Origin of the sequence: Sulfurovum sp. (genome assembly GCA_026990595.1) — a bacterium.
GTDB lineage: Bacteria > Campylobacterota > Campylobacteria > Campylobacterales > Sulfurovaceae > Sulfurovum.
This window is the reverse complement of the sequence record JALXCZ010000004.1, coordinates 25,717-51,199: the sequence shown is the minus strand read 5'-3', so window position 1 is coordinate 51,199 and position 25,483 is coordinate 25,717. Positions and strand designations below refer to the sequence as shown.

General features: G+C 38.3%; 32 protein-coding genes. 23 read left to right on the top strand and 9 right to left on the bottom strand.

The genetic code is table 11. From position 1 onward, the window contains the following. Positions 1 to 4: 4 nt before the first annotated feature. The 3 genes from MVE01_RS01225 to MVE01_RS01215 all read left to right on the top strand — a co-directional run bounded on the left by MVE01_RS01225 (position 5) and on the right by MVE01_RS01215 (position 2,962). Positions 5 to 973, top strand: coding sequence for a c-type cytochrome (locus tag MVE01_RS01225; RefSeq protein ID WP_472560340.1), 969 nt, complete (start codon positions 5 to 7; stop codon positions 971 to 973). Positions 974 to 1,178: 205 nt separating this feature from the next. Next, entirely contained in the window at positions 1,179 to 2,153 is a 975-nt protein-coding gene (gene moaA, locus MVE01_RS01220) for a GTP 3',8-cyclase MoaA (RefSeq protein WP_472560339.1), read from the top strand. Between the two features lie 50 nt (positions 2,154 to 2,203). Further along, on the top strand, positions 2,204 to 2,962 hold the full coding sequence (locus MVE01_RS01215) for a 7-carboxy-7-deazaguanine synthase QueE (protein WP_472560338.1): 759 nt from the start codon (positions 2,204 to 2,206) through the stop codon (positions 2,960 to 2,962). A 41-nt stretch (positions 2,963 to 3,003) separates the two neighbouring features. Here the strand turns inward: MVE01_RS01215 and MVE01_RS01210 are convergent, their stop codons facing one another. Further along, positions 3,004 to 3,735 (bottom strand): sulfite exporter TauE/SafE family protein, encoded by a 732-nt coding sequence (locus MVE01_RS01210; RefSeq protein WP_472560337.1) that lies wholly within the window; start codon positions 3,733 to 3,735, stop codon positions 3,004 to 3,006. 127 nt (positions 3,736 to 3,862) lie between these two features. Between MVE01_RS01210 and MVE01_RS01205 the strand changes: the two genes are divergently transcribed. The 8 genes from MVE01_RS01205 (at position 3,863) to MVE01_RS01170 (ending at position 9,784) form a co-directional block, all read left to right on the top strand. Continuing rightward, positions 3,863 to 4,372, top strand: coding sequence for a DUF1858 domain-containing protein (locus MVE01_RS01205; protein WP_472560336.1), 510 nt, complete (start codon positions 3,863 to 3,865; stop codon positions 4,370 to 4,372). Beyond that, positions 4,373 to 4,900 (top strand): methyltransferase family protein, encoded by a 528-nt coding sequence (locus MVE01_RS01200; protein WP_472560335.1) that lies wholly within the window; start codon positions 4,373 to 4,375, stop codon positions 4,898 to 4,900. It abuts the gene before it with no gap. Between the two features lie 2 nt (positions 4,901 to 4,902). Then, positions 4,903 to 5,400, top strand: a complete 498-nt coding sequence (gene tsaA, locus MVE01_RS01195) for a tRNA (N6-threonylcarbamoyladenosine(37)-N6)-methyltransferase TrmO (protein ID WP_472560334.1) — start codon at positions 4,903 to 4,905, stop codon at positions 5,398 to 5,400. Next, complete coding sequence (locus MVE01_RS01190; RefSeq protein ID WP_472560333.1) at positions 5,401 to 6,618, top strand: MFS transporter; 1,218 nt, start codon at positions 5,401 to 5,403, stop codon at positions 6,616 to 6,618. Between the two features lie 114 nt (positions 6,619 to 6,732). Continuing rightward, positions 6,733 to 8,046 (top strand): MFS transporter, encoded by a 1,314-nt coding sequence (locus tag MVE01_RS01185; protein ID WP_472560332.1) that lies wholly within the window; start codon positions 6,733 to 6,735, stop codon positions 8,044 to 8,046. Between the two features lie 24 nt (positions 8,047 to 8,070). After that, the gene (locus tag MVE01_RS01180) at positions 8,071 to 8,424 is read left to right on the top strand and encodes a NifU family protein (RefSeq protein ID WP_472560331.1); all 354 of its coding nucleotides are present in this window, start codon (positions 8,071 to 8,073) and stop codon (positions 8,422 to 8,424) included. A gap of 14 nt (positions 8,425 to 8,438) precedes the next feature. Beyond that, positions 8,439 to 9,191, top strand: a complete 753-nt coding sequence (locus MVE01_RS01175) for a c-type cytochrome (RefSeq protein WP_472560330.1) — start codon at positions 8,439 to 8,441, stop codon at positions 9,189 to 9,191. Continuing rightward, on the top strand, positions 9,188 to 9,784 hold the full coding sequence (locus MVE01_RS01170; protein WP_472560329.1) for a flavin reductase family protein: 597 nt from the start codon (positions 9,188 to 9,190) through the stop codon (positions 9,782 to 9,784). The genes MVE01_RS01175 and MVE01_RS01170 overlap by 4 nt, the downstream gene beginning before the upstream one ends. A 24-nt stretch (positions 9,785 to 9,808) precedes the next feature. Here the strand turns inward: MVE01_RS01170 and MVE01_RS01165 are convergent, their stop codons facing one another. From MVE01_RS01165 to MVE01_RS01140, 6 genes are read right to left on the bottom strand one after another with little or no spacing between them, the layout of a single operon-like run. Then, complete coding sequence (locus MVE01_RS01165) at positions 9,809 to 10,063, bottom strand: cytochrome C oxidase subunit IV family protein (RefSeq protein WP_472560328.1); 255 nt, start codon at positions 10,061 to 10,063, stop codon at positions 9,809 to 9,811. Positions 10,064 to 10,072: 9 nt separating this feature from the next. Further along, positions 10,073 to 10,672, bottom strand: a complete 600-nt coding sequence (locus MVE01_RS01160; protein WP_472560327.1) for a cytochrome c oxidase subunit 3 family protein — start codon at positions 10,670 to 10,672, stop codon at positions 10,073 to 10,075. Then, positions 10,665 to 11,456, bottom strand: a complete 792-nt coding sequence (locus tag MVE01_RS01155; protein WP_472560326.1) for an AAA family ATPase — start codon at positions 11,454 to 11,456, stop codon at positions 10,665 to 10,667. Before MVE01_RS01155 ends, MVE01_RS01160 begins: the two co-directional genes overlap by 8 nt. Positions 11,457 to 11,466: 10 nt before the next feature. Further along, positions 11,467 to 13,260, bottom strand: a complete 1,794-nt coding sequence (locus MVE01_RS01150; protein WP_472560325.1) for a nitric oxide reductase activation protein NorD — start codon at positions 13,258 to 13,260, stop codon at positions 11,467 to 11,469. 1 nt (position 13,261) lies between these two features. After that, complete coding sequence (locus MVE01_RS01145; RefSeq protein ID WP_472560324.1) at positions 13,262 to 14,632, bottom strand: cbb3-type cytochrome c oxidase subunit I; 1,371 nt, start codon at positions 14,630 to 14,632, stop codon at positions 13,262 to 13,264. An 8-nt stretch (positions 14,633 to 14,640) separates the two neighbouring features. Then, positions 14,641 to 15,087, bottom strand: coding sequence for a c-type cytochrome (locus MVE01_RS01140; RefSeq protein WP_472560323.1), 447 nt, complete (start codon positions 15,085 to 15,087; stop codon positions 14,641 to 14,643). A 135-nt stretch (positions 15,088 to 15,222) separates the two neighbouring features. On the opposite strand from MVE01_RS01140, the gene MVE01_RS01135 reads away from it, so the two are divergent. The 3 genes from MVE01_RS01135 to MVE01_RS01125 all read left to right on the top strand — a co-directional run bounded on the left by MVE01_RS01135 (position 15,223) and on the right by MVE01_RS01125 (position 17,061). Beyond that, on the top strand, positions 15,223 to 15,636 hold the full coding sequence (locus MVE01_RS01135; RefSeq protein WP_472560322.1) for an RrF2 family transcriptional regulator: 414 nt from the start codon (positions 15,223 to 15,225) through the stop codon (positions 15,634 to 15,636). Positions 15,637 to 15,768: 132 nt separating this feature from the next. After that, on the top strand, positions 15,769 to 16,350 hold the full coding sequence (locus MVE01_RS01130) for a 6-pyruvoyl trahydropterin synthase family protein (RefSeq protein ID WP_472560321.1): 582 nt from the start codon (positions 15,769 to 15,771) through the stop codon (positions 16,348 to 16,350). Positions 16,351 to 16,383: 33 nt separating this feature from the next. Further along, positions 16,384 to 17,061 (top strand): c-type cytochrome, encoded by a 678-nt coding sequence (locus MVE01_RS01125; RefSeq protein ID WP_472560320.1) that lies wholly within the window; start codon positions 16,384 to 16,386, stop codon positions 17,059 to 17,061. A gap of 56 nt (positions 17,062 to 17,117) precedes the next feature. Here MVE01_RS01125 and MVE01_RS01120 read toward each other — a convergent pair whose 3' ends face one another. After that, entirely contained in the window at positions 17,118 to 18,335 is a 1,218-nt protein-coding gene (locus MVE01_RS01120; protein WP_472560319.1) for a molybdopterin molybdotransferase MoeA, read from the bottom strand. A gap of 74 nt (positions 18,336 to 18,409) precedes the next feature. Between MVE01_RS01120 and MVE01_RS01115 the strand changes: the two genes are divergently transcribed. The 9 genes from MVE01_RS01115 (at position 18,410) to MVE01_RS01075 (ending at position 25,103) form a co-directional block, all read left to right on the top strand. After that, complete coding sequence (locus MVE01_RS01115) at positions 18,410 to 18,835, top strand: hypothetical protein (protein WP_472560318.1); 426 nt, start codon at positions 18,410 to 18,412, stop codon at positions 18,833 to 18,835. A 4-nt stretch (positions 18,836 to 18,839) separates the two neighbouring features. Continuing rightward, positions 18,840 to 19,508: a 16S rRNA (uracil(1498)-N(3))-methyltransferase gene (locus tag MVE01_RS01110; RefSeq protein ID WP_472560317.1), complete on the top strand. Its 669-nt coding sequence runs from the start codon at positions 18,840 to 18,842 to the stop codon at positions 19,506 to 19,508. A gap of 163 nt (positions 19,509 to 19,671) precedes the next feature. Further along, complete coding sequence (rpmE, locus tag MVE01_RS01105) at positions 19,672 to 19,872, top strand: 50S ribosomal protein L31 (RefSeq protein WP_472560316.1); 201 nt, start codon at positions 19,672 to 19,674, stop codon at positions 19,870 to 19,872. 118 nt (positions 19,873 to 19,990) lie between these two features. Then, the gene (gene rsmI / locus MVE01_RS01100; RefSeq protein ID WP_472560315.1) at positions 19,991 to 20,800 is read left to right on the top strand and encodes a 16S rRNA (cytidine(1402)-2'-O)-methyltransferase; all 810 of its coding nucleotides are present in this window, start codon (positions 19,991 to 19,993) and stop codon (positions 20,798 to 20,800) included. A 73-nt stretch (positions 20,801 to 20,873) separates the two neighbouring features. Beyond that, complete coding sequence (gene rlmB / locus MVE01_RS01095; protein ID WP_472560314.1) at positions 20,874 to 21,560, top strand: 23S rRNA (guanosine(2251)-2'-O)-methyltransferase RlmB; 687 nt, start codon at positions 20,874 to 20,876, stop codon at positions 21,558 to 21,560. Further along, positions 21,547 to 22,083, top strand: a complete 537-nt coding sequence (locus tag MVE01_RS01090) for a hypothetical protein (RefSeq protein ID WP_472560313.1) — start codon at positions 21,547 to 21,549, stop codon at positions 22,081 to 22,083. The genes rlmB and MVE01_RS01090 overlap by 14 nt, the downstream gene beginning before the upstream one ends. Before the next feature lie 25 nt (positions 22,084 to 22,108). Beyond that, positions 22,109 to 23,341, top strand: coding sequence for an LL-diaminopimelate aminotransferase (locus MVE01_RS01085; protein WP_472560312.1), 1,233 nt, complete (start codon positions 22,109 to 22,111; stop codon positions 23,339 to 23,341). Continuing rightward, a complete protein-coding gene (locus MVE01_RS01080; protein ID WP_472560311.1) occupies positions 23,334 to 24,596 on the top strand; it encodes a homoserine dehydrogenase in 1,263 nt (420 codons plus the stop codon). The genes MVE01_RS01085 and MVE01_RS01080 overlap by 8 nt, the downstream gene beginning before the upstream one ends. A 9-nt stretch (positions 24,597 to 24,605) precedes the next feature. After that, on the top strand, positions 24,606 to 25,103 hold the full coding sequence (locus MVE01_RS01075; protein ID WP_472560310.1) for a YajQ family cyclic di-GMP-binding protein: 498 nt from the start codon (positions 24,606 to 24,608) through the stop codon (positions 25,101 to 25,103). 111 nt (positions 25,104 to 25,214) lie between these two features. On the opposite strand, the gene MVE01_RS01070 is transcribed toward MVE01_RS01075, so the two are convergent. Continuing rightward, positions 25,215 to 25,460 carry a hypothetical protein gene (locus MVE01_RS01070; RefSeq protein ID WP_472560309.1) on the bottom strand — a complete coding sequence of 82 codons (246 nt, stop codon included), beginning with the start codon at positions 25,458 to 25,460 and terminating at the stop codon, positions 25,215 to 25,217. Positions 25,461 to 25,483 lie beyond the last annotated feature (23 nt).

The window sequence follows — 25,483 nt, the reverse complement described above, 5'->3', positions numbered from 1 at the left end:
GAGAATGAAAGAATTAAAAATATTTGGAATCGTAGCCATCTTTACTCTTGTATTATACTGGGGTGTTGAACCGTTTGCACATTCACAAATGCACAAACATGTTGAAGGTCATGGATTAGTTTATGACGGGAAAGCAGATATAGAAGAGACAGTTAAAGACAAAAAAGCAATGAAAACAGCTTTTTGGGCAGATGTTAAGAAAATAGCAGCACTTAAAGGTGACCCTGTAGCAGGTGAAGCAACTTATGCTATGTGCGCGGGATGTCACATGGAAGGTGCAGCAAACATGGGTGGTGTAACACCGCCTAGCTTGGAACATGCAGGAGCGATTTATGATAAAAACTTCTTGATCGCACTTATTAAAGATCCTGCGATTGCTACGAATGTAGATCATAAATATCCAAACGGTACGATAGCGCACCCAATGGGTAGTGTTACCACTATGGTAACAACACCACAGGATATTGCAAACGTAGTTGCTTATTTGAAAGCTAAAAAAGCAGGAGAAGTTACTCCTAAGGAAGCATATACAGAAGCATGTGGTAGATGTCATGCAAACCGTTATGGTCATTTGACTCAATTGGGCGAAATTCCTAAAACCAAGTCAAATATTAAAACAGGTCAGGACATAGATGCACTGAAATATAAAGAAAAAGTAGCAACTGAGCAGGCAGCATTGGCTGACTATCTTGGTACATTGCCACCAGATTTATCTATTATGATCAGAGCGAGATCAGAGCATTTCTTGCATACATTCATTGAAAACCCGCAATCAACGCTTCCAGGTACAGCAATGCCTAGAACAGGACTTAACAAAGAGGGTATGGAGAAAGTATTTGCTTATCTTGAAAAGACAGGTGATCCTAGTAAGCCACTTAGAGAAGAGACAGGACCGAAAGTATTAATCTTCTTCCTTATCTTTGCATTCCTTGCGTTCTTATGGAAAAAATCCATGTGGAAGGGACATCATTAATCCTTTTGCTGTATTTTGCAGCATCTTTGAAGGAGTTTGCTCAGTCGAGTACTGGGCGTACACTCCTTCAAAACAACCTTCAAATCTACTACAAACTACCACAAAATAACATTCCTTGCCATGCCAAAGTAAATACCTTGATATAAATCACCCCTCTTTTATCTACATTTCGATACTCTAATAAAAATTAAAATGATGGATAATTATGCTAATCGATGGACACGGTAGAACCGTTAACTATTTAAGAGTTTCTGTAACAGAACGCTGTAATTTCAGATGCCAGTATTGTATGCCAGAAAAACCATTTTCATGGGTACCCAAAGAGAATTTGCTTTCCTTTGAAGAACTTTTTTTATTTATGAAAGTTGCCATAGATGAGGGTGTGACTAAAATCCGTATTACAGGCGGAGAACCACTGCTTAGAGAAGATCTTGACAGTTTTGTTAAAATGATCCATGATTATAAACCGGATATCGATCTGGCGCTTACTACCAATGCCTACTTGTTGCCCCAAACTGCACAAAGACTTAAAGATGCAGGTTTAAAACGTTTAAATATCTCTCTCGATTCGCTTAAACCGGAAATCGCACATAAAATAGCGCAAAAAGATGTTTTGGCTCAGGTACTTAAAGGAATAGACAAAGCACTTGAAGTTGGTTTGGGTGTAAAGATCAATATGGTACCCCTGAAAGGTATTAATGATGATGAGATATTGGATATTATGGATTACTGTAAAAAGAGAAATATCAAAGTACGATTTATTGAATATATGGAAAATCGTCATGCCAATATAGATCTTCGTGGTATGCATGGTAGAGAAATATTGGATAAAGTGAAAGAAAAACACACTATTCATGCCTTGGGAAGGGAAGGTGCGAGTCCTTCTTTTAACTATAAAATAGAAGATGGCTATGAGTTTGGGCTCATAGATCCGCATAAACATGATTTTTGTGAGAACTGCAATCGTATCAGACTGACTGCAGAGGGAAATTTGATTCCCTGCCTCTATTTTGATGAAGCAATGAGCATTGCTAAGGCAGTGAAAGAAGGCGATATTGAAGGTGCTTCAAAAGTACTTGCACAGGTACTTAAAGATAAACCAAAAGAGAATCGTTGGAGCGAAGATAATCCTAATGAAGAAGATATTTCTACACGTGCATTCTATGAGACAGGTGGATAAACAGTGAGTAGTGAGCAGATAGCAGGCAGCAGTGTTAAGAGAGGTTGTTTGTGTTTTATTTGACAGAGCAGTTTTTTTCCATTCAGGGTGAAGGAAAATATGCGGGAGTACCCTCTTATTTTCTTAGAACAGGGGGGTGTAATCTTTCTTGTCCAGGTTTTGGTGCCGAGTATGAGGTGGATGGTGAAGTACGCTTAGGGTGTGATACTTACTTTGCTGTAGACAGCTATTTTGCCAAAACATGGATAAAAGTAGATGATAGCAAGAAGATGATAGCTTCCCTTCAAAATGAATTTGAAAAGATAGGCTATAAACCACATATGGTCATTACAGGCGGTGAGCCTTTGATGTATCACAATGATAAAGTTTTTTATGCGATTATTTTGTGGTTGATGGATGAGGGCATTCACATTACCTTTGAGACCAACGGTACAGTAGAGATTGACTTTGAGAAGTATCCTGCCTACAAACAGTGCACTTTTGCACTTTCACTTAAACTTGAGAACAGTGGAGAATCTGCTTCTAAGCGTATTGTGCCTCAGGCATTGAATAATATAAAAACCTACGCAAAAGAGGCATTCTTAAAATTTACTATTGATAAAAAACTGGTAGAGACTACGGCAATAGATGAAATAAACAAGATAAGAGAAATTTTGCCAGAACTGGATGTTTTCTGTATGCCTGTTGGGGAGAGCAGAGATACCATCTGGCATAATGACAGAGCAGTTTTTGAGTTCTGTATGAAATATAACTTTCGTTATAGTGATAGACTCCACATCAGGGTATTTGATACAACGCAGGGTGTCTAACTCAATAGAACTCACTGAATGTCTAGGTTATTCAGTGGGTTCTATAACTTATAAAGCATTTTAAATGCCAGAATATAAAGGATAATACCCATCAGTTTTTTGGTTTTCATCTGATCAAGCTTAAAGTGCATAAGGTAGTTTCCAATATACCCTCCTGCAATGGAAGCAAGCATCACACAAAGTAGCAGTATCCAGTCGAGTTTGACATAGCTGGCATAGGTAAAAAAAGAGCTAAGTGCGGCAAAAGGTACTACAGAACTGACGGTAACGGCCACTTTTTTAGGTTCAAATCCAAGTAAAATCAGCAGTGGCATCAAAATATTTCCACCGCCTACACCAAGCAGTCCTGCCAAAAATCCCACAAACGCTCCTACAGTAAATAGTATTGCTTTACCTTTCGCATGTGTAAGAGACTTTTTCTTTCCAAAGATCATCATCGTAGCACTGTAAAACAGTAGGAGAACAAAAAGATACTTTACAAGGATTTCGTTGATGTACTGACTACTGTAGGCACCAATAGGTGCAAAGATCAACATCATAAAGGCAATAGGCCAGACAAAAGAGAAATCAAGGACTTTTCGTTTGATATTCATAACACTAGAAGTGATGGTGGTAGAGGCTCCGGCAAAGAGACCGGTTGCCTTGGCAACAATGAATTCAATTCCAAAAAAATTGAGCACAGGGATCAAGGCAATACCCGATCCTGTGCCGCCCATGGAAAAAAGTGCAGAAAGAAGAAAAGCGATCAATGTATAAATCAAGTAATCATGCATAGTGTATCCTAAGGGAAATATTTAATAAGTATAGATAATAAAAAATATAAGTTTTACTATCTTTGTAAGGAAAATTATATTTAAATAGGAGTAATATACTCCTTATTAGAGTAAAAAAGGATAAGCCATGAAAGAGATTACACTTGAAACAAAGATCGCAGATCTTTTAAATGATTATGAAGGGATGAAAGATATTCTTATCAAAATCAATCCCAAATTCAAGAAGCTTAATAACCCGGTACTCAGACGCACCTTGGCAAAAATAGCAGGGGTGAAACAGGCTGCTATAGTAGGGGGAATGGATCCTGTAGATCTGCTAAACCAGCTCCGTGAGGCAGTGGGGCAGGCACCGATTGATGTGACGACACCCAAAGGGGAAGTGGAAGCAGAAGAAGCACCGGAATGGATATTGAAAGAATCAAAGCAGACACTCAATGCCAATGAGATACTTGATGAGGAACGCAATCCTTTAGCAGAACTTCATAAAGCACTCAAAGCGATTGATGAGGGTGATGTGATTACTATAGAAGCAGATTTTCAACCGGAACCTTTGATGGATGAAATGCTAAAAGCTGGACATGAGGTCTTTGCACGGGAAGTAGCCCAAGATCATTTTATTACCTATATCAAAAAATAGATGATGAAGATCAATACTTCATTCTCTGTTGTCATACGTCTTTTTTTGTGGTTAGTGATGATTGTAGGAGGTGCAGTGTATGCACTGATGATAGACTGGGGTACTCCGCTTTTTTCCAACATCGCTTTTCATATTGTATGTGCGCTACTTGGTATCATCATACTCAAACTGGCATTCAATGCTGCGGGAAACGGGGGAAGAGAACTGACCAAAGGGCGTGTGGGCGACATTCCACGTATGGAAACCAACCGACTGGTAACTACGGGGCTCTTTAGCTGTATGCGTCACCCTATGCTGTTTGGGCTGACCCTTTTACCGTTAGGGTGGGGACTGTTGCTGGGTTCTCCCACATTTATTATGGTCATAGCTCCTTTGGAAATGCTTTTTATCATTGTGATGGTGATTATCTTTGAAGAGATGGAAGTGAAGAGAAAGTTTGGTGAAGCGTACAAAGCGTATAGTAAAGAAGTACCTATGGTTTCCTTCAATTCCGAGTGTTTAAAAAAACTTTTTAAAAATAGAGGTTAAAAATGCATTTTACTTTAAAACAAATTGCCACCATTCGATCTCCCTTTTGTGATTTGATCAATATGCCGGTACAGCCCAAAGGGGCAAAAGAGGTCTATGCAACCATAGAATTTAAAGAAGAGTATGAAGAGGGGCTTAAAGATCTTGATGGCTTCAGCCATGTGTATCTTATCTACCATTTTCATAAGGTCAGAGAGCCAAAACTGAGTGTGGTTCCTTTTAATGACAAGACCAATACCCCAAGAGGTGTTTTTTCTACCCGGACACCAATGCATCCTAACGGAATGGGGCTTTCAGTAGTAGAGCTTGTGAGTGTAAACAAAAATATCGTAACGATAAGAGGGGTAGATATTTTAGATGGTACACCACTCCTGGATATTAAACCCTATATAGAAAATTTTGATAAAGTAGAGACAGATGCAAGATCAGGATGGATGCAGGCAAGTTTAGATGAGGTAAGCAAGAAGCGCTCGGATGATCGGTTTGTAGAAAGCCAATAGATGTTCAAAATTGATGACCCTAAAAATAATATCAAGAATGTAATACATGCTTTCTTTTTGGCTTTGGCAATTACTATTGCTGAGCCTTCAACTATTCTGCCTTTGATGGTACACCACTTCAGTAACAGCGTGATTATGGTAGGTATTTTTGCCTCTTTGCTTCGTGGAGGAGCGATTACAGTACAGCTTTATGCTGCTTTTCATGCACAGGCATATAAGCGTGTGCTTCCCTATCTGAGGAAAGTCTTTTTCTTTCGCTGGATCTCCTGGTTCTCCATAGGATTGAGTATTTTTTTTATTGGTGACAGTAACAAGCCATTGACGCTGTTTCTCATAGGTTCAGGGCTCTTTTTCTTCTCTTTTTCAGCAGGCTTTGGTGCTATCTATTTTAAAGAGCTTCAAGCCAAACTCTTTTCCAAGAAATATCGCGGTAAGACGATGGCAAATAGACAGGTGGCAGGCTCCATTGCCTCTATTATCAGCGGAGGCGTTGCAGGGTATGTGCTTAACCATTATGAGGCACCTCTAAATTATGCCTATCTGTTCATGGTAAGCAGTCTCTTTATGGTTATAGGGTTTGTGACGTTTGTTACCATAGAAGAGCCCATAAAGGAGAATGTTTCTGTCAAAGAGAAGCATTTTAAAACATTTATAAAAAATGCGACGGTAACACTAAAAGAAGACAAACGACTGCAACAGCAGATACTTGCGATTTTTCTTAGCTTCAGCTATTTTCTATCTATGCCTTTTGTGATACTTAATGCCAATAGTACTTTTACACTGACAGGTTGGATGCTGGGCGGATTTATTACTGTACAGATGGTAGGCAGTATTTTGGGGAGCACTTTTCTATGGAGGAAGATCCATGACTATGAAAAAATGCTTTCACTCAGTTTTCTTTTTATGATTGCTGCTTTTGTCATTGCATTATTCGCAAACAGTGTCTATGTGTATGCTGTTATCTTTTTGCTTTTTGGTATTGCCTTGGACGGGTTCAATATTGCCGGGATGAATCTGGTCATTGAGATAGCTCCGGAAGAAAAACGCCCTGTCTATACCGCATTACAGACAAATATCAGCTCATTTGGACTTTTTTTCCCGGTTCTGGGCGGGGTTATTTTGAAGTTTGTAAGCAGCTATACGGTGATATATCTTTTAAGTATCCTGTTATTGAGTATAGGATTTTTAATTAGTAGACAGTTAAAAGAAATTAAATAAGACTAATTTAGTCTGATTTAAGAATCAGAAGAGTAACATACGATAAAGTAATAATTATCATTAACCTAACTTATCTATAATGATATGTTTAAAAATACTAGAAGGAAAGAAACCATGTTTAAAAAAATTCTACCGCTCAACCTCATTATCTCCCTGAGAATGTTCGGGTTGTTTATTGTACTTCCTGTGCTGTCCATTTATGCACTCAATATGCCAAATTCCAGTCATACGATGGTGGGTATTATTATCGGTGGGTATGCTATTACCCAAATGTTGTTTCAGGTGCCGTTTGGTACGATCAGTGACAAGATAGGAAGAAAAAAGACCATTATTGTCGGGTTGATCATTTTTGCTATTGGTTCATTGGTGGCTGGGTTAGCTACAGATGTCTATACGTTGCTTCTTGGGCGGCTGCTTCAGGGGGCTGGAGCCATAGGTTCTGTGATTACAGCGACTATTAGTGATGTGGTACATGAAGAAGAACGTGGTAAAGCTATGGCGATCATGGGAGGAAGCATAGGTATGGCATTTGCCCTTTCTATGGTGGCAGGTCCTACTATTGCAGCACACTTTGGTGGTGTGCCGACCCTTTTCTTTTTTGTGACCTTTTTAGCGTTGCTCTCTATTTTTATTTTGATAAAATATGTTCCAAATCCTCCTGTTATCAAGCATACCTACTTGGAAAGTGACAAATTCAAACTGTTTGAAAATAAAGATTTGATGAAGATGAATATTACCAATATGCTGGTAAAAGGGTTTATGACATTTGCCTTTATGATCATTCCGATCGTATTGGTTAAAACCTATGGCTGGGAGAAGGCAGAGCTTTATAAAATTTATCTTCCTTCTATGATCGTGGGTATTTTAGCCATGGGACCTGCGGCAATGATCGCAGAGAAAAAAGGAAAATATAAACTCATTCTACTTCTTGGTGTTCTTTTTCTTGCTATCTCCTATCTGCTTATTGGTATGAGTCATACAAGTATGCTTTTTAGTGCAGGGGTGATAGTCTTTTTTATAGGGTTCAATATGCAGGAGCCTATTTTACAGTCATTGGCTTCGAAGTATGCAAAAGTTCATCAAAGAGGACGAGTGCTCGGTATTTTTAACAGTTTTGGATACTTTGGAACCTTTATTGGTGGTTTCATTGGCGGTATGCTGCTTGATTTTACAACATTAAGTGTTATCTCTTATGGTATTATAGTGCTGTGTGTGGCATGGGCTGTGATGATCATCTCCATGAATAATCCTGCAAAAACAAAGATAGCTTACATCCATTTGGATGATACAGACCATGCCAAACATCAAGATCTGCATCAGTTGAAAGGATGTAAAGAGTGGTATATTAACGATACGGAACATGTGGTAGTGGTGAAATATGATGAGACCCAAACTAATGAAGATGAAATTAGAAAATTGCTTAAATAAGCAGAATATATAGAGGATAATAGTATGACTTTTTCAGATGAAGATATTTATGAAGCAGTAAAGCATCATTTACCTACCGTAAATGAATATGTGAACTCTCATGGAGGTGATATAAAACTTTTAGGTACCAAAGATGGTACGGTGTATATTGAACTTACCGGTACTTGTCATGGATGTTCTATGAGTTTAATGACTACCAAGATGGTAGTACAGAAAAAACTAAGAGAGTTAATACATCCTGAACTTGTGGTTGTCAATGTGGATGGTACACCGGAAAATGCTTTACCTGATGAATTCTATACTCAGGAAGAAGCAGAAGAGACACAGACCATTGATAAAAAAGAGGGTTTGATGGATAAAGTGAAAAAGCTTTTTTAAGCGAAGGAGAATCTATGCGTTATGTTGCAGCAATGATAGCCGTATGGTTATTGACTGGGTGTTTTAATCAGGGTAAAAAAATAAAGTATGATGGTGAGACGCTGATAGAGGAAAAATGTGCTGTGTGCCATAACCTGAAAATGCCACCAAGTACATATGAAGATGAGAAGGCACCACCTATGATGGCTGTAGTCTTTCATTTGAAAGATTTTATGAAGATCACTATGGATGATGAAAAATACAGTAAGTTTATCCCTTTTGTGCAGGATTATGTCATTCACCCAAGTGCTAAAAAATCATACTGTGACAAAGAGAGCCTTAAAACCTACGGGGTGATGCCATCGCAAAAAGGCAATGTTACTGAAGATGAACTCGAAGCCATTGCTTCGTATATGTATGATTTTTATGACCAGCAGAAGTATCTCAAACAGATGCAGGCAAAAGCGGATTTTGATGCCTTGCCAAAAGGGGAACAAATAGCACGTAAAAGTGGTTGTTTTAACTGTCATAGCTTTGAGAAAAAAGGGGTAGGTCCCTCTTTTTCAAGGATTGCAAAACGGAATGCCAAAGAGATAAAAGATACTATTGCCAATGGAAGTCATGGAAAATGGGAAGGCTTTCATGTGATGATGCCTGCATTTAAAAGTCACTTAACACAAGAGAATATTTTAACATTGCAGCAATGGATACAAAAAGATACCTCCAAAAAACAGGAGGCAAGACCTGCTAAAAACAGACTAGAAACACCATGGAAGGTAAAAAAATGATATTTGATCTATGTAAAGATAAAACGTTAAACGAAACTTACAAACTGATGGCACAAACTATCATACCTAGACCTATCGCATGGGTTGTGACAGAAGATGAGGGGGTAGTGAATATTGCTCCTTTTTCCTACTTTATAGGATTGTCCTCTGAGCCTGCTTCTGTACTTATTTCGGTTGGACATAAGCCTGATGGTACTCCTAAAGATACATTGGCAAACATACGTAAACACAAAAAATGTACTATTTGTATGGTAAAAGAGGAAGATTTAGAGAAGATGCACTTTTCTTCTAAAGGATTAGATAAAGAACTTAGTGAAGCAGCACTTTTTTCAATAGGAACGAAGCCTTTGGCAGAGGGCTATCCTCCTATGATAAAAGGGGTACCGTGTGCCTATGTCTGTGAACTGAATCAAGAGATAGATTTGGGAGGTGGCAGTACGATTCCTTTGGTTTTAAATGTCAAACATATATTTGTTGATGATGAGGTCATTACCGATAAAGAGAGATTGACTATTTCATTTGATCCTGTGGCACGTATAGGCAAGAGTTATGCTTTTTTGGGTGAAGAGATAGAAGCGCCTGTCATACCTTAGATTCGAAGGTATGGTCAGTGCATACTATGCGGGTAGATAATATGCCACAGCAATAAGTGAAATAACAATGGTAAGCCATATGCTTGGTATCCATCTATATTTCCCCGTAACATTTTTGAGTTCCATAAAATAATCCAATACCAACTGTACTTTTATAAATGTTGTTACAAGCAGTATGGCTACAAAAAAGCTGTTGATATAATGCAAATGTCCCAAGAGGTAAGCAAAAATAGTCAAGCCCACTAAAATTATCCAAACAATTTCTAAAGTTTTTGTCATCTTTTTGCCTTATCTTATAATATATACTAATGGAAAGAGAATAATCCATAAAAAATCGACCATATGCCAATAGGCAGCACCACTTATTATGCCTTTGTGGTCTTCAACGGTATAGCCATGAATTCTCGTTCTTTGAAAAATGTTAAATAAAATAACGGTTCCTAAAAGCACATGCATAAAGTGAAAGCCGGTCAACATAAAATAAAACATAAAGAACTTGTTCGTACTAAGGGAAAGTCCTTCTCCAAACATATGAGAAAATTCAAATATTTTATTGACTAAAAAACCAGCTCCAAAAAGCATAGCAAGCAGTAACCATTTGGATGCTTTTTTATTAAACTCTTCACGGCGATCATGTGTCAAGTTTTGAATACTTGTGACCGCTTTTACCACAAAATAGCTACTTGTTACCAAAAACAGGGTATTGATAAACCCTGATGTTGTCTCCAGCATCAGTTGAGAGTGGTTAAACATTTCAAGATTTGCTCTGCGTGAAAAAGCATAACCTATAAAGAAAAGACCAAACGTAATAAGTTCTACATAAATAATGATCCAAACGCCAAAATCCCCAGGAGGATAGAGTTCTTTTTTTACCGCATTGTCAGGCATCTGTATCCTTTGTAAAATGAAGTGCAATCAGCTTTTCAAGTACTTTCAGAACGTCATTTTCATCGCTTAGTGATTCTACTATAGAGTGCATACAGGCTTGATAGGGGTTAAATCCTTTAGTGATTAGTTTTCCTGCATAGATAAGGAGTCTTGTTGAAACTGCTTCTTGTATATCGGTATCATCAAGTTGGCGGATTTCACCTGCAATTGAGACGAGTTTTTTTGCTGTGTCTTCATCAATACCACTCTCTTTTATAAGTACCTGTATCTCTATTTCTTCTTTTGGATAATCAAAACTTAATGAGATAAATCTCTGTTTTGTACTGGGTTTCATTCCCTTTAGAACATTTTGATAACCTGGATTATAGGAAACTACAAGCATAAAGTCTGGATGTGCTTCTATGACTTCTCCCGTTCTGTCTATAGGTAAAACTCTACGGTAATCTGCCAAGGAGTGTAAGATAACAGTTGTGTCTTTTCTTGCTTCTATAATCTCGTCCAGATAGCAAATACCACCATGTCTTACAGCCTTTGTAAGAGGTCCATCCTGCCAAAAAGTACCATTTTCATTAATGAGATGACGACCAAGCAGGTCTGCAGCACTCAAGTCATCGTGACAAACAACAGTATAGACATCTCTACCAAGCTCTTCACCCATTGTCTCAATAAATCTTGTCTTGCCACATCCGGTCGGACCTTTAATCAAGATAGGTAAATTCATCTGTGCGGCAGCTTTAAAGAGTTCCACTTCATTTGCTTGAGGTAAATAATAACTTTTTGACATATTGTTTCCTTTATTTTGTTAAATTAATATAGATTTCCGGCAGTATTTTTGGAAGTTTCTCTCCATTTCTCACAATGGCATAGCCATTGTGTCCAAAGAGGTAGTTGAGATATTCTTTTGCATCTAAATCGATAGTGATACAAAAAGGTGTAATACCTTTTTTGCGTACCTCTTCGATAGCTTTTTTTGTATCCTCAATACCGTATCTTCCATCGTACCGGTCTTCATCATTAGGCTTACCATCGCTGATGATAAGGAGGAGTTTATTTGTATTTTGTTGCTTTTCCAGAATTTTTGTACTCTCTCTTATAGCGGCGCCAAGGCGTGTATAGTATTGAGATTTCATACTCTCAATTTGTCCACGAATCCTATCTGAATATTTTTCTTTAAAGTTCTTAATGATATTAAAAAAGACTTTTTTATTTTGCAAAGAGGAAAAAGAATAGATAGCAAAGTTATCTTCCAAACGTTCAAGTGCTTCACTAAAAACCATCAGCGCATCTTTAATCACATCTATAATTCTTATCTCCTGCGTGATCCCTCCGTCTGTAGACAAAGAGACATCAGCAAGGATAAGAGTTGCTATATCTCTTGTTGTCTTTTCATACGTTGTGTAGAAATTCTGATGATGCATCGATTTATTTTGATGGCTTACATACTTTATCCATTCATCAATATTTAGCTCATCTCCGTATGGTAGTTTATCATTTTTGATTCTGTCAAGTGCAAGTAAATCTAATTCATTTTGAATTTTTCGTACAGTTTTTTTTAGTCTGTTTGGTAATTTAACAGGCTCCACATTGATGGTGATTTGTGGTTTGATACGGACATAGTTAACAAGGTAGTCATTCTTTCTGTAATCCCATTCATTAATCAAATGTCCTTTTCCAAGAGGATATATTTCGGTCATATCCGGCTTTAAGTCTAAATCCATTTTGATACGTGAAGAGAGATTTGCCCGTTTTTTTCCTATGGTGATCTCATCCAAATCTTCTGCATGATACAAGGCGTCTTCATCAAAGCTGTCATCTTCAAGTCTGTCTACATTGACTTGTTCAAAGATACTCATCAATGATTCTGGTAAAAAAGCCAAAAAACCATCTGTATCTCTATCATCGTCAGCTTGATTTGTCTGTTTTTTCATTTCAAGTTCATCTTTGGGATTCCGCTCTTGTTCCTCTAGAAAATCATCTTCATTTTCCACAGGTTTTATAAGATTGCTTTCTAGAGGGGAGGGGTATATCCATAAGGGATTTGGATACTCTTTTATTAACGCTTCATCTTTCAAATTTTCAAAAGAGTTAATAAAAGATAATTGTTCAAATTCCTGACTGAGATAGGCTGTTGCATTTTTATAAAATAGTGCAAATCCACTGTATTTATTTATAAGATAATGGCTTGTCTGAATGTTTTGTTCCTGTAAATTTAAGCTGTTTATCCGGGTTTTTGTTGCCATTGCTACAAGCCAGTAGTAAAGCATCTCATTTTCTTTTTTTGTCTTGAAATATGCGAATGATGCAGGAAGGTAGACGGCTTTCTCATCTTGCCATGTCAGATAAAACTCTTTTCCCAAAAAGGAAATTTTTTCTAAAATAGATCGTGATACTTTGAGATGTCTTTTATCTGTAACTTGTAAATCTTTTGCTTTTTCACCACCTAAAAGGTGGTAAAAAATATGGAGTGATTTGGTGATATCGGCAAAGAATATACGCGCCTCTTCGTGAGGTTTGTGTACTTTTTTATTGAGATATTTATCCCATTTTTTACCGATACTTTCTTCAAACTCAAGCCAGTAGTTAAGCATTTTATTTTTTGTCTTCTTTGACAAAGAAACTAGAAAAATAAACCAAAAGACCAGCAAAGACCAAAAGACCAAATCCAAGACGCACGAAGTAAACACTACTAATAGAAGCCTGTGATTCCATGAAGCCAACTAGATGTGTTCCCACTCTTTGATCCATAATTTGCATAATGCCGGCAACGGTAAGTGCTAAAGTAAGTCCTACCATACCTATATTCATCATCCAAAATGCAATGAGTTCTCTTTTTTGAGCAGCTTTACAGTTTCCATGTGGACGACCTCTTAAGATCGGCATAGCATAAGAGATGACAGTAAAGACAATCATTACATACGCTCCATAAAATGAAAGGTGTCCGTGTGCTGCTGTGAGTTGTGTACCGTGTGTATACATATCAACAGGGGCAAGTGTGTGCATGAAACCCCAAACCCCGGCACCCAAGAAAGAGATCACCGCTGTTCCTTTTGCCCATGTCAATGCTATTTCATTGTCATGTTGGATCTTTCGCTCTTTTGACATGGTAAATACAAATAGAATCATCAGGAAAAATGGTAACGGTTCAACTGCAGATGAGATAGAACCAATCCATAGCCAATATTCTGGTGCACCCATATAGAAAAAGTGGTGACCTGTTCCCAAAATACCAGAGACCATAGTCATCGCAATGATCAGATAGAGCCATTTGTCAATATGTTCTCTGTCCACACCTGTAACCTTGAGTACAACAAAGGCTAAAATTGCACCAAGAATAAGTTCCCATACAGCTTCAACCCATAAGTGAACGGTAAACCACCAAAAGAATTTATCTTCAATCAGGTTATCAGGTACATAAAAAGAGAATAAGAAAAAGACTGCAAGACCTATAAGACCTGTCAGTAAAACAGTCGTAATAACAGTTTTTCTTCCTTTAATAACTGTCATAGCAGTATTTAAGACATATGAAAGAACAACGATAACAATACCAACTTTAGTAGGTAGAGGCTGTTCTAAGAACTCCCGTCCCATAGTAGGTAGAATATTATTAAATGTAAGTTTCGTTAACTCAGCATATGGTACAAACAGATATCCCAAGATGGTTAATACACCCGCTACAACAAATACCCAAAATGTAATGATTGCCAGTTTTGGACTCCATAGCTCATGCTCTGCCTCTTCAGGAACCAAATAATATGTAGCACCCATGAAACCAAAAAGGAGTAAAACGATCAGTAGGTTAACATGTACCATTCGTAAAACATTAAATGGAATGAGTGGAAACAAGAAATCTCCATATACATACTGAATACCCATGAGGATACCAAATAATAACTCTCCTGCGAGAAGAATTAATGCAAAAATAAAATACGGTTTTGCGACCGCCTGTGAACTATATTTCATATTTTCTCCTATCCTTCAATGGTTGGTGGCCAGTCATTGGCATTTACTTTAGACGTCCAGATTAAGAAATCAGATAAATTGTCTACCTGTTTAGGTGTCAAATTAAATTGTGGCATCTTTCTTCTGTTTGGTGTACTTAATGGTTGTGCAGCCATCCAGCCTTGCATATAAGCTTTAAATGCTGTTACATCACTACCGCCTCTTCTTTGAAATACATTCATGAGTTCAGGTGCATAGTATGCTCCCTCACCGATAAGAGTATGGCATCCTACGCAGTCGTTTTGCTCCCAGATTCTTTTGCCTTCAACGACAGATGGGGTCATGTTTACCTGGTTTGATCGTTTTGGTATTTGATGTACTGTATCAAAAGAGAGAGCAATAAATATCAACAGTGCAAAGGTACCGCCACCGTAATAGATATTTTTTGCCATACTTTTTGTTATACGTTCAGTCATAAATACTCCTTTTTTAAATTCTACCTTTTAGTAGTAATTGGAATATTAGCTAGTATTCTTTAATACTACCTTAAAGTAGTAATTAAACTATTTGTATTATAATATGACGTACAAAGTTAAATTTAAAGGGGTCATATGCAATTAAGTAATACCTCACAATATGCGATACGAATGTTGGCTTATATGGCTGACAAAAAAGATTCTCCACTGATAAATGCTACAGAATTGGCTAAAGTATTACAGATACCTTATAAATTTTTGACAAAAATCATGACTGAATTAGTGAAAGCAGATCTGGTCATTTCAATGAGAGGGCGAGAAGGTGGATATAGTCTAAGTAAAAAAGCTTCAGACATTAAAGTTGATGATATTTTAAATGTATTTCATGATTCAATTCAGGAGGAACAGTGTGTTTTGGGTATAGGGTTTTGTAATGGGATGTGTAAATGTGCTCTTCATGACCAGTGGATGGAACCAAAGCTTTTATTACAAAAGATGTTTCGGGAATCAAGTCTGGAAGATATTGCAGGGAAAGGGTGTAAGATATAAAAGGCACTTCTCATAGCCATTTATTTCAAATGATTGTTGAGTCAAAAAGTAGCTCGGAAGCTGGGCTGAATTGTCGAAAAGTTAAGGTATATTGGTTAAAATCAGAGTTAACTACTCCTGTTAAGGATTACAATGTTAATACGAAAACTTTTTAAATTTGAAAATGCACACATTGTGCGAGACTGTTCTACACAGCGTTGTAGTGAAAATATCCATGGACACTCTTATAAAGTTGAAGTTTTATTGGAGTCTAACTATTTGGATAATGGTCAAATGGTCTATGATTTTGGCTTGACTAAACTTTATATAAAAGAGCTTATAGACTCCTTTGATCATGCCATTACACTATGGTCTGGTGATGATAAAGAGTATATAGAAAGTATGAAAAAATACTCTAACAGATGGGTAGAACTACCGGTTTCCCCTTCAGCAGAGCAGTTTTCACGTGTGATTTATCTAATGGTAGAACGTATATTGGCATGTACAAATATGCAAAATGGTGAGAGAGAAGTAAGACTTCACAGTATTATTGTGCATGAGACGGAAACAGGGTATGCGCAGGGATTTGAAGAAGATGCACATAGTGAACTGATGGGAAAAATAAATTTGGAGGAGATCATTTTTTCTCCGCAGGTGCAGAGTGAATGGAGTGACAGTACACTTTGGAAAAAACTTTTGAAACAGACTTTAATTAAAAACCCTAAAAAAGTTTAGTATAATATGCCTACCAAAATACAAAGGATAGATATGAAAAAGATTACAGTACTTGCATTGGTAGCAGCAGCAGTATTATTTACTGCATGTGGTGAAGATGCAAAGAAAGCAGCAGCAGAGGCAACAGCTAAAGCAACAGAAACAGTGAAAGATACAGCAGCAGGTGCGGTAGATGCAGCAAAAGAAGCAACTGCAAATGCGGTTGAAGCAACAAAAGCAAAAGCATCTGAGGCGGCAGAAGCAGTGAAAGAAGAAGCAGCTAAAGCGGTAGATACAGCAGCAGCAAAAGCAACTGAAGTAAAAGAAGCAGCAGCGCAAAAAGCGGCAGATGCGGCACAAGCACTCAAAGAGAGAGCAGCAGCGACAACTGAAGCAGCCAAAGAAAAGGCAGCAGCAGCGGTTGATTCAACAAAAGCAGCAGCAGGTGCAGTAGATGCGGCAAAAGCAGCAGTATCTCCGGCAGCAAATGAAGCAGGAAAAGCAGCATTTGCCAAATGTGCAGGATGTCACGGTAAAGACGGTAAGACAAAAGCACTTGGAAAGTCAGAAGTAATTGCAGGTCAACCAGCAGCGGATCTTGAAACAAAAATCGCTGAATATAAAGCAGGTACAAGAAATGTTGCAGGTATGGGGATGTTGATGAAAGGTCAGGTTTCCGGACTTAGTGATGCAGATGTGAAAGCAGTGGCTGAATATATTTCAGGATTGTAAGATATTATTTATTTGGTGGGCACTTGCCCACCTTGTAAATATTGATATGCTCTATATCAATGTGTAAACAGATCCTCTTCTTTAGAACTATTTAACTCCCAACAGATTGGAATCATCTTTACTTTCATTCCTTTAGGAAGAAAATCTACATCCGGTAATGTAATAATAAATCCATCCGCTTTTTGCATAGGTGAGACCATGCCTGGAAGTTGTTGTTTAAGTGGCATAAATGTTTTCCCGTCAAATGTTCCCAGACGAACTGTATATTTTCCTTTTTTCAGTTTAAAATCTTCTCTCACAGTCGTTTCAACGGTAGTATGGTAAAAGGCATTGGCTCCTGATATTTTATGGATCACTGCACGTATAAAGAGTTCATAATTGACCATGGAAGCCAAAGGATTTCCAGGAAGATTAATGATGGCAGTATTGTCTATTTTCCCAAAAGCGGTAGGTTTTCCCGGTTTAATATCTACCTTGTCAAAATAGAGTTTCATTCCCAAGTTTCCGAATGCCTCTTTGGTGAAATCTTTGTCTCCCATACTTACACCACCCGAAGTAATGATGATATCTGCATCCAGTGCAGAGGTGACGGAAGCTTCTAAAGCATCAATAGTATCTCCACTGCTTGGAATGTAGCGTGTTTCACAGCCTAATTCTTTGGCGCGTGCTAAGAACATAGGAGTATTGGAATTATAGAGTTGATGTGGTTCTATTTTCTCAAAATGGGGACGCAGTTCATCTCCTGTACCAAATACGGCAACTCTGATCTTACGGTAGACTTTCAAATGTGTAATACCCTGACTAGCCAGCAGAGCAATACTGTAGGCTGTGATCCTTTCTCCTTTATGAAGATAGGCAGTACCACATTTAACATCTTCTCCCGCTCTTCTGATATGGGCATCTTTTTCTATATTTTTGGGAAGGAAAACCTTATCCTCTGTTACTGTAACATTTTCAATAGGGATAATGGCTTCACAACCTTTTGGAAGTGGAGCGCCTGTCATTATCCTGATTGCTGTGCCCTGCTGAAGTGTCATAGTAGGATCATCACCAGCATAGATTACTTCATTGGAAATGACAATTTGATCAGCATCGGTACACTTAACAGCATATCCGTCCATGGCAGAGTTGTCAAAGCGTGGCAGGTCAAAAGTAGCAATGGAATCCTCTGTCATAATACGTCCCAGAGACTCTTCTATAGGGATGATCTCTGTAGAGACAGGGGAGCAGTTCGCATAAATAATATCTAACGCTTCAGTAATTGAAATAGCCATGATATGCCTTTTAATCTGGAAATTATAAGGATTATATAACAAAATAGGATATAATCCGCTTTTAAGGAGTTTCTATGATAGAACAAATGATCACAGCACACAGCATATTGGTAAAGGTATTTTTGGGTTTTTTGGTAGCGGGGATAGCTATTCCGTTTATGACAGCAAAAAATCCAGTAGGATTTAAAAAGGCAAGTTTTATTTATACGATGATCTTCCAGGCATTGGCAACAATGATAGCTTTTGCAGGAATAGTAGCAATCTATGCAGGACATACAGGATGGGATACTGCAAGTATTATTATGGTCGTAGTATGGGCAGCACTGATGTTTATTGAGATCAAAAAGTATAAACTTATCAAACTCTCAGATCTACATAACAGAAATACCCATTTACTTTTAAAAAGTGCTTTTTTCAAGATCTCTCTGATTGAGATCTTTTTGGTTGTAGCCATGGTTGTTTTGATGATACTCAAAGCCAAAGGTATTGTGACACTGTAAGAAGATGTTGTATCTTTACCTAAAAACAGCAGGTGAATCTTCTTTAAGGCTCACAGGAGATGAACACCGCTACATCTTTAAAGTACGCAGACACAAAGCTGGTGACACCCTGTATCTGCGTAATTTGGAAGATGGGCTGATCCATCGTTATCTTGTTGATAGTATAGATAAAAAAATTGCAACACTGATGTTGCAGGAGAGTATGGCTACGGAGATCAAAGCTGCCAAGAAACTGCATCTTGGATGGTGTCTGATTGATCCAAAGAATATAGAGAAAGTACTCCCCTCATTGAATGAAATGGGGGTAGAGAAGATTACTTTTATTTACTGTAAACGCTCCCAAAAAAGTTATAAACTTGATTTTAAGCGTTTGGAAAAAATACTTTTAAATTCTTCTCAACAATCAGGACGAAGTCAGATGATGCAGCTGGAAATGGTTGAGGATCTAAAAACATTCATCACGCAATACCCTGAGAGTAAAATGCTTAATTTTTCAGAAAATAATTTTGTTTCCCAGAGGATCTTTGATACGATTGTCATAGGGTGCGAAGGTGGTTTTCATGAAGAAGAAGTAGCACTTTTTAAGGCTGAAGATATTGTGGGATTTGATATACCTCTGGTTTTAAAAAGTGAGAGTGCCGCATGTGCGGTGGCTTCAAAAACACTTTTATAAAAAATTAAAATTATTTCGATATAATTCTGCCCTATTTACTTAGTGCGGTAATATTGTTGTCTCAGCAAAGACTGTTGCAACACCCCCTGTGATACAGAGGAAGAGTCAAAATGGCTAGAACAGGTTAGTTGCCTGTCACAAAATAACTATTAAAGGTCTCAAAATGAGAAAAGATATACACCCGGATTACATGGAATGTAAAGTAAGTTGTGCTTGTGGAAACAAGTTTGAAGTCAGATCAAATAAGCCTGAGATGAGTATTGATATTTGTAATGAATGTCATCCATTCTTTACAGGTTCTGAGAAAATTCTTGATGCTGCAGGTAGAGTAGAGAAATTTAAAAGCAAATATAAACTCAGTTAATGGAACGTGCAAAGAGCAAAAGCTCCTTGCACTTACGCTAACGCTAAGTTTCCTTCAGCAGGAAGCTCAAGTGACTAGTCACTTTTGGCTGGTTGTTTCTTTTTAATAAAGTAAAAAAATGATTACATTTATCCCCACTCCTATTGGAAATCCCCAAGATATTACTATTCGTGCGATAAGGCTTTTTGAAAAAGCAGCTCTCTTTTTATGTGAAGACACACGTCAAACCAAACGGCTTTTAAGACTGCTCGAAGAGCGGTTTGGTATGACGTATCCTGAGGCTGACTTTATCTCTTTTAACGAACATAATGGAGAAGAGCGCCTTAAAGAGTTCGGAAATGTTCTGTCTGAGAAGGAGGTGGTCTATGTAAGTGATGCAGGAATGCCGGTTATCTCCGATCCGGGACAGTTACTTGTAGCCTATGCCCAGGAAAATGCTATAGCATATGATGTACTTCCTGGAGCCTCGGCGGTTACTACGGCCTATGCCGCTTCAGGATTTGAAGAGGGAAAGTTTCTTTTTTATGCTTTCTTGCCGCACAAAGGGAAAGAGAGAGCAGCAGCACTCAGTGAAGCGATGCATAATGGATACAACACCATACTTTATGAGTCTCCGCACCGTTTGGAAAAGCTTTTAAATGAAATAGAAGTTTTGGATGAGAACAGAGAACTTTTTTTAGCGAAAGAGCTCAGTAAAAAGTACCAAACCTACTACAGGGGCAGTGTAAAAGAGCTTAATTGTACGCTTAAAGATATGACGATCAGAGGCGAGTGGGTTGTAGTGATAAGGGCAAAAAAAACAGTAGAAAAAAGTTTGAATTTTTCAGAAATTTTATCGTTGGATATGCCTCCAAAACCAAAAGCAAAACTTTTGGCACAGCTGAGTGATAAGTCAGTAAAAGAGTGGTATAACGAACTCATACATTAGATGTTGTGGGTATCAGCTATTCTTAGAAATTCCCTTAACCCGCTAAAAGCAAAAAAAGGGTAAAATCTACCCTATGATAATTTATGGAAAGCAGGTCTGTCTCTACGCTTTAGAGCAACACCCGGAAATCATTACAACTGTCTATGTAGCCAAAAAAGGGATACTCCCTCAAAAGCTTTTTCATGAGCATCATGACAAGATCAAGTTTTTGGAAGAGAAATGGGCACAGTCCATGAGTAAAGGTGGGAACCATCAGGGGATTTTACTTGAAGTTTCCGATTTTGAACAAAGCAGTCTCTCTTCGATCAAAAAAGATAATTTTATTGTGCTGCTTGATGGTTTAACTGATGTAGGGAATATAGGAGCGATCGTGAGAAGTGCTTATGCACTTGGTGCTGATGCTGTGATTGCCAGTGGGGTTAAACAGTTGAACTTCTCAGCTGTTACCCGTACCAGTTCAGGAGCACTACTGGATATGCCTTTTCTTGTAGCACATAATATTTTGGATGTGTTCAATGAGTTGCAGCAGGTAGGTTTCTCTTTTTATGGTGCAGCAATGGAAGGTGAAGCAGTGCAAGAGATGTTTTTTATGCATAAACGTGTACTTGTACTGGGGAGCGAAGACAAGGGACTTTCTAAAAAAGCAAGATCAAAAATAGATCATAAAGTCTCCATAGAGATGAAGCATGCATTTGACTCACTCAATGTCAGTGCAGCAGCAGCAATTTTAATACATAGGATGGGTTATGCAGTTAAATGAGATACTTGAAGAGAATAGTACAAAAGCGATCAGTAAGAAAACAAATATTTCTGAAACGAATATTGATGCACTTCTGGCAGGTGATTTTGATAAGTTGAAAAAGGTAAAAACGTTAGGATTTATCTCTATTCTTGAACGTGAATACAAAGCAGATCTCTCTGCCTTAAAAAAAGAAGCATTATCCTATTATGACCAATATAATGCTGATGAAAGTGTTACTTTGGGATTGCCGGTAGTAGAAGAGAAAAAAGGAAAGTCAAAGTGGTTACTGCTTTTAGTACTGGCACTTCTCGCATATGCTTCCTGGTATTTTTTTACACAGTTTGATAAAAAACAGTTAAGCCAACTGCTTCCCTTTTCAGAAGAAAAGATCAGCCAAATGATCACGCCAAAGGAAAAGAATAATCAAAAAGAGTTACATATTGAAAATGCGATAGCCCCTACAGAAACAACTGCTGCTCCAGGAACAGAGATACAGGTACAAAGTGTAAGTATAGATCGAGAGACAAACAGTTCATATTAGATAAATAAAGTACAAGAGAGAAAAAATGTTTGATGAAATTCAATTTGAAAAAATAAACCGATTACCTAAATATCTTTTTGCAGAGATCAATGATCTTAAAATGGAATTAAGAAGAAAAGGGGAGGATATCATAGATTTTTCTATGGGCAACCCTGATGCCGCAACACCACAGCCGATCGTCGATAAACTTTGTGAAACGGCAATGAAGCCAAAAACACACGGCTACAGTGCAAGCAAAGGAATATATAAACTCCGTCTTGCTATGAGTAAATGGTATAAACGTAAATATAATGCCGATCTTGACCCTGATACAGAGATTGTAGCTACTATGGGTAGTAAAGAGGGATATGTGCATCTGGTACAGGCTATTTCCAATCCGGGTGATGTTGCCATTGTCCCCGATCCTACCTATCCTATTCACTCTCAGGCATTCATCTTGGCGGGTGCCAATGTAGAAAAGATGAAACTTGTTTTTAATGAAGAGACTTTCGAGGTAGATGAAGAAAGATTTTTGTCTGATCTTGAAGAAGCACTGGATAACTCTGTTCCTCAGGCAAAATTTTTGGTAGTGAACTTCCCGCATAACCCAAGTACGGCAACAGTTACACCTCAGTTCTATGAGAGGCTTGTGGCATTGGCAAAAGAGAAACGTTTTTATGTTATTTCTGACATTGCCTATGCAGATATTACATTTGATGGATATAAAACCCCCTCTATCATGAGTGTTGAAGGGGCCAAAGAGGTGGCAGTTGAATCTTATACCCTTTCGAAATCATATAATATGGCAGGTTGGCGGGTTGGATTTGTTGTAGGAAATAAAAAGCTCATCGGTGCATTACAGGCGATCAAATCATGGTTGGATTACGGTATGTTCACACCGATCCAGGTGGCTGCTACTGTAGCACTGGATGAACATGGATATGTACCCGATGAGCAGATTATTCCACGGTATCAGAAGAGACGTGATGTAATGTTGGAATCTTTTGGAAATGCCGGTTGGAAAATGGGTAAACCCAATGCCTCCATGTTCATCTGGGGGAAGATCCCTGAGAGTTGTCGCGAGATGGGAAGTATGGAGTTTGCGAAACGTCTGCTTCAGGAAGCAGGTGTGGCGGTGAGTCCCGGTATCGGTTTTGGAAAATATGGTGATGAATATGTACGTATCGCACTGATTGAAAATGAAAAACGCATCCGTCAGGCAGCCAAGAACATTAAAAAATTCCTAAAAAAAGTAGACGAGGAAAAGAAAAATGGTTAAGATAGGGATCCTGGGGGTCGGTACTGTAGGCGCGAGTGTAGCCAATATTCTTGAAGCCAATGCAGATATTATTGAAGCCAGAGCAGGGAAAAAGATCGTTGTGAAGTCCGGCGTGGTCAAAAATCTTGCTAAAGACAGAGGTGTTTCTATTAAAATTTCTGACAATCCGCTGGATGTCATAGATGACCCGGAGATTGACATCGTAGTTGAGCTTATGGGTGGGGTGGAAGAGCCATATGCATTGGTTAAAAAAGCACTTGAGAACGGCAAAGCCGTAGTGACTGCCAACAAAGCCTTGCTTGCCTATCACCGCTATGAGCTTCAGGCACTGGCAGGCGATATCCCCTTTATGTATGAAGCAAGTACTGCAGGCGGTATTCCAATCATCGGTGCACTGCGTACGGGACTGAGTGCGAATCACATTGAATCTATTCAGGGGATCATGAATGGTACATGTAACTATATGCTTACCAAAATGATCGGTCAAGGCGCACAGTATGATGCTATTTTAAAAGAGGCACAAGAGCTTGGGTATGCTGAGGCAGATCCAACTTTTGATGTTGGGGGCTTTGATGCGTCGCACAAACTGCTTATTTTGGCAAGTATTGCTTATGGAATAGATGCAAAACCGGAAGATATTCTTATAGAAGGTATCGAAAATATTACACAAACAGATGTAGCTTTTGCCAAAGAGTTCGGCTATGAGATAAAATTGCTTGGGATTGCTAAAAAAGTGGGACAGGGTGTAGAGCTGCGTGTACATGCAACGATGATACCGCAAGAGTCTATGATTGCCAAAGTAGATGGTGTGATGAATGCTGTAACCGTAGTAGGTGACAGAGTCGGAGAGACGATGTATTATGGACCCGGTGCCGGAGGTGATGCTACTGCTTCTGCAGTGATCGCTGATATAGTAGATATTGTACGTGGAAACCACGGTCCTATGCTTGGATATAAAAAAGGTTTGGAGAGCGGACTTACACTGCTTAGTAAAGATGAGATAGTGACTCAGTATTACCTTAGACTGGAAGTAGATGATCAGAGTGGTGTATTGGCAACAATTACTTCTGCATTGGGTGAATTTGGTATTTCTATAGAGTCTATGTTGCAAAAACCAACCAAGAGTGAAGATATCGCTAAACTTCTTTTTACAACACACAGATGTAAAGAGAGTGAAATGCAAGAGGCAATGACTGCATTGGGTAAACTTGATGTGGTACATGGTAATATTGCTATGATGAGGATTGAGAAATAAGGAGTTACTATGGCAAAAGACCACTATTTTGACATCACGGCGAAGCTGGATATGATGGAGATGAAGAATGCTATCGTTATGGCAGAGAAAGAGGTAGCGACGCGCTTTGACTTTAAAGGTGTGAAGGCTGAGATAAATTTGAATGAGCAAGCAAAAACACTCTCTTTGAGTTCTTCTACAGACTCGAAGATAGATGCGCTTAAAGATATACTCATCTCTAAACTCATTAAGCGTAACATTGCAGGAAAATCACTCGAAGAGGTGAAAACTGAGGGTATAAGTGGCGGGAACACGAAAGTGATTTACCGTATTGTAGATACGATAGATAAAGATGAAGCCAAGCAGATAGTCAAAGCCATCAAAGCGATGAAACGCAAAGTAACTCCGTCTATTCAGGGGGATGAAGTACGCGTGTCAGGTAAGAAGATAGATGATCTGCAGGCCGTGATGGCTGAGGTAAAGACGCTTGATTTGAAGGCACCGTTGGTGTTTGGAAATTTTAAATAATGTTGTAGTGGCAGACCTGTGTGTCTGCCCAAATTTTAGGTTTAAACACGGATTTGCCCAAAATTGGAGGGTCAACACATGGGTTGACCCCTACGAGTGAGGTATTATAATTTAACTACAGTGCCCGCCGCCGCAGCATCCTGAATGGGCTTTGGCTCTTTCATCAACAGCTATTTGGAAATTTTGTCCATCTTCACTGAAAGTAAATTCATGTTTCTGGCACCATTCGTCATTCATGACTTTTACCATATTCATGGCTTCTACGAGTGCATCATCTTTACTTGCAAAACGTTTGTTATTTTCAAAGTCGGACTTTTTGAAACATCCACACTCTTTTTCTATGTTTATTGTAAACATTGCTATCCTTTAGGTATAATTTT